This is a genomic window from Erythrobacter sp., assembly GCF_039988855.1.
In the GTDB taxonomy this organism is placed as follows: Bacteria; Pseudomonadota; Alphaproteobacteria; order Sphingomonadales; family Sphingomonadaceae; genus Erythrobacter.
Genome location: NZ_JBDXIY010000012.1, coordinates 1 through 3,725, shown reverse-complemented (window position 1 = coordinate 3,725; position 3,725 = coordinate 1). Strand labels below are relative to the sequence as shown.

Here is a 3,725-nt window from a genome sequence, read left to right as displayed (position 1 = left end):
GCTCAGAAAGGCCGCCGCGAGAACCGTTGACGAATTGTGGTCAGTTGTCGCCGATTGCCTCTCCGCCTTCACCGCCGAGGAATGCCGGCACTATTTCGAGGCAGCCGGATATGACCCGGATTAAGTCGAATCTGCTCTAGTGCCGCCGGCCTTGTGAATTGCCGATGCGGCTGCACCTTCCTTTACAACTGCGCAGATGCAACGCGCTCCGCCCGGCAAATAGCTCACTGCAATCTGGCAGGAGGCACCGGCCCAGAAGGCTCATGAAAATCGACGACCTAGCGGCCAATTGCAGGTCGCCGGCCTTGCCGCGGAAAATGATCTAGTTTATCTTGTTGCTAGCAACAAGATGGTATTCGACTTCGTGACAGTACTCTATACCCCAGGCCAATTGCGAAGCGCTGTGTCTATCGCGCCGGAAACTTATCGGCATTGGAAAAAGGCGCTGGGGCCGCTGCGCCGCGCGCGTGGTCATAGCCCCTGCTTCAGATCTGGGGACCTTGTCGCTCTGGCCGTTATCAGGCTCCTCACACTGGATATGGGAATTCGAGTGGGTGCGCTGACGCCGATCGGGGAGGCTTTGTTCGATCTCTGTAATCGGTCGCCCTGGCCGGTGCTGGAGCGCTCTAAGCTGATCATTGATTTGCCGAACGCCGCGCTGCTGCTTCGCAGCGAATTGACGGAAACGCCGACTGACAAACCCTCTATTGTGATTCCGTTAGCACCGGTGATCTCTCAGCTTCGCGAGCAATTGCTGGCCGCTGGTAGCGAAGATGAGCAGCCTTCTCTGCGCTTCCCGCCGGTCGAAATTTCCCACGCTGTCGTCTCTCGTGGAGGTCGGCCGTGAACGCAATCGATCATATCGCCAAAGCGGCTCGCGACACCGGATATCGTTCCGAAGCTATCGTCATAGATTACTCTTTCGCTGACGTCCTGGCCGAGAACAATCCCACTCGAACCGTTCAACTTGCAGCCTTTACCCGCACGCCCCCCTCTTACCGGTCCGCAGCGCTAGCGGTCGTGCACGGCGAGGGGCGCAAAGCGATCGAGGTGGTCAGTCAGCATCGCGCTCTGGGCGCTCCCCTGCTGTTCGTCGTCAATCAAGATGACGTCACGGTATGGGAAGTTAGAAGCAAGGTTCCCCCACGCGCGATCGAAACCGTCGAACTCGCGGGTATCGAAGAGCTGTTCAAGCGCCACCGTGCGACTTGGCATCCAGACGCAATCCATCGCGCAAAGTCGGTTGGCCCCTCCGAAGATGGTTACCAGCTCGACTTCGTTGATTTGGGCCTGCTACCTGCGATCGAGGGTGAAATTCACATCAAACTGAGCCGTCTCCTCGTCGAGACGCTCGAACTGTCGCGAAAGGCATCTGAAGGTGAACCACTGGATGCGCGCACGCTTTTCCGTGTCGTCTTCCGGCTTCTCGCTGCCAAGGTTCTGGAAGACCGTTGCCATCCCTACGCGGCCGCGTGGAGCGCCGATGACCTTTCGTCGGTCCTCGCAGGAATTGAGACCTATTACTCGCTGGGACATATCGAGGGCCGCTGGGCGAACGAGTTGCCTGTTGTTTTTGATGCGGCATGGCGCCATTTGCGGGCCGGAATCAGCTTCTCCAATATCTCATCGGATGACCTGGCATTCGTTTACGAGAACACACTCATCACACCCGAGACCCGCAAGGTTTTCGGCACACATAGTACACCGCGGCAGGTTGCCGAGTATGTCGTTCAGAAGCTTCAACTCCACAATCACAAGCCCGAAGATCTAAAGATCTACGAGCCTTTCGCTGGTGCCGGCGTTTTCCTCGTTTCAGCTTTGCGCCACTTGCGCGACTTGCTTCCGGTTGAATGGTCGGACCAGCAGCGTCATGACTTTTTGATCAAGCACATTTCCGGGGATGAGGTCGACGCATTCGCATGCGAAGTCGCCACGCTTTCCCTTATCCTGGCCGACTACCCCAATCATAACGGCTGGCATGTCAAAGAAGCTGACCTGTTGGCCGGCACCACGCTCGCAGACCGGATCAGCGCTAATAACGTGATCCTATGCAACCCCCCCTTCGAAGCGTTCACCGAAGCGGAAAAGGCCCGGTATGAAATTGCGGGGACGACGCATTCGAAGGCCATTGCAGCGCTGAGCGCAGCATTGGACGCTAAGCCTCTCGCTTTAGGTTTTGTCCTGCCGCGCTCATTTATCCTGGAACGACAGTTCGCAGAGCAACGGCGACGGATCGAAAGTCTGTATAGCTCAGTGGAGGTACTCAAACTTCCTGATGGCATCTTCGGCGCATCAGATGTCGAAACGGCCGCAGTCATCGCCCGTGACCTGCGGCTCGCTCCGGCCGTGTCCATCTCCTTGCGGTCTACGGAGGTGGCAGAAAGGGACCGTTCGGCTTTCCTCAAGACCGGTCAGACAACGGTACATCGTGACCTCATCCGAGATGTTGCCGAAAAGCCTGACGGGTGCCTCTGGATTCCTCCACTCAACGCCCTCTGGGACTATCTGCGAGATGGTCCACGGCTTGGAACCCTCCTGAAGCCAAGCCTGGGCCTGCAATGGTATGACCAAGATCAGGGGCGTAGCGAGAACCCGAAACCTGGATACGAGCTAGGCTTTGCCAACGCCCGCCACCTTCAGCAATATAAGCTGCCCAAGCCGATGTGGTTGGACTTCCGGGAAGACCACATTCGTCGGGCTTTCGACCATGACTGGTCGAAGCCTAAGCTGATCGCTAGTGCAACGCGCCTGAGCCGTGGCGCTTGGTGCATTGGTGCTTTCGTTGATCTCGAAGGCGTTCTCTGTTCGCAACAATTTTTCGGCCTCTGGCCTGTCGAGCCGCTTACCAACAGTCAACTGTATGCGCTCTCAGCCGTTCTCAACGGGCCGATTGCGAATGCCTTCCTCGCTATGAATTCTCCAAAAGACCGGTTCCGGGTGTCAGTCGTCCGAGACATTCCAATTCCTGCCTTACTCCCTACAAAGCTCGCGGAACTCGCTGAAGAGTACATCACAAGAGTAAACGCCGCCTCGATCTTCGATCACACCGATGACGACTTAGCCGGGCAGCTCGCGCAGATCGATGCTGAAATCATGAGGGCCTACGATCTGCCACTAAAGCTAGAGCGGCAGCTCCTAGCCTATTTTGAAGGGTTTGACCGTCCCGTCGCGCATGCGTGGAAGCACTGGAATGATAGCTATCCAATTCCTGGCTTGAGTTTGGCGGAACGGCTGTCCGGACGTTTCAACGCCGGGGGTGACTGGGTCAAGAAGGTATTCCAGCCGCTACCCCAAAGTGAGATCGACTTGCTCCGCGATTATGTGGCGTAATCGAGATGGACGCATATCTCCTCGACACAACGGTCTTGTCCATTTATCTTGATCCGAACCATCTGCATCACGTTGCCAAAAGCCAGTCATTGGCCGCGCTACCGACAGACAGTCCTCGGTTCGTCTCTGCGGTCGCCTTGGCGGAGCTTGGCTTCGGAACAAACCTGGCAGCGCTGCTTGGAAAAGGAAATCTGACGACGCTGGACGCCATGCTCGTTCAGGCGAGGGCGTATGCGGTTCTCGACATCACGCACTGCTCTGAGACCGAACTTTGGAGCGCCGGTGGCTGGAGTTTTCCGGCTTTTGCTCTGAGACCGAACTTTGGAGCGCCGGTGGCTGGAGTTTTCCGGCTTTCTTCACGGTGACGGGCTGGCTTCGCCACCGGGATTTTGTAA

The 3,725-nt window shown here is 57.1% G+C and carries 3 protein-coding genes; all 3 read left to right on the top strand.

The genetic code is table 11. The annotated features are described in order from the left end of the window. Positions 1-289 precede the first annotated feature (289 nt). Genes ABJ205_RS02920 through ABJ205_RS02910 form a run of 3 tightly spaced genes read left to right on the top strand, consistent with a single transcriptional unit; the run spans position 290 to position 3,695 of the window. Complete coding sequence (locus ABJ205_RS02920) at positions 290-847, top strand: hypothetical protein (protein WP_348054128.1); 558 nt, start codon at positions 290-292, stop codon at positions 845-847. Next, positions 844-3,330 carry an N-6 DNA methylase gene (locus tag ABJ205_RS02915; protein ID WP_348054126.1) on the top strand — a complete coding sequence of 829 codons (2,487 nt, stop codon included), beginning with the start codon at positions 844-846 and terminating at the stop codon, positions 3,328-3,330. The genes ABJ205_RS02920 and ABJ205_RS02915 overlap by 4 nt, the downstream gene beginning before the upstream one ends. Before the next feature lie 5 nt (positions 3,331-3,335). After that, complete coding sequence (locus ABJ205_RS02910) at positions 3,336-3,695, top strand: hypothetical protein (protein WP_348054124.1); 360 nt, start codon at positions 3,336-3,338, stop codon at positions 3,693-3,695. The last annotated feature ends 30 nt before the right edge of the window (positions 3,696-3,725 follow it).

What these genes read in the sequence shown, in the direction of transcription:
- ABJ205_RS02910 (WP_348054124.1), top strand. Translation starts at nt 3,336, where the DNA reads ATGGACGCATATCTCCTCGACACAACGGTCTTGTCCATTTATCTTGAT.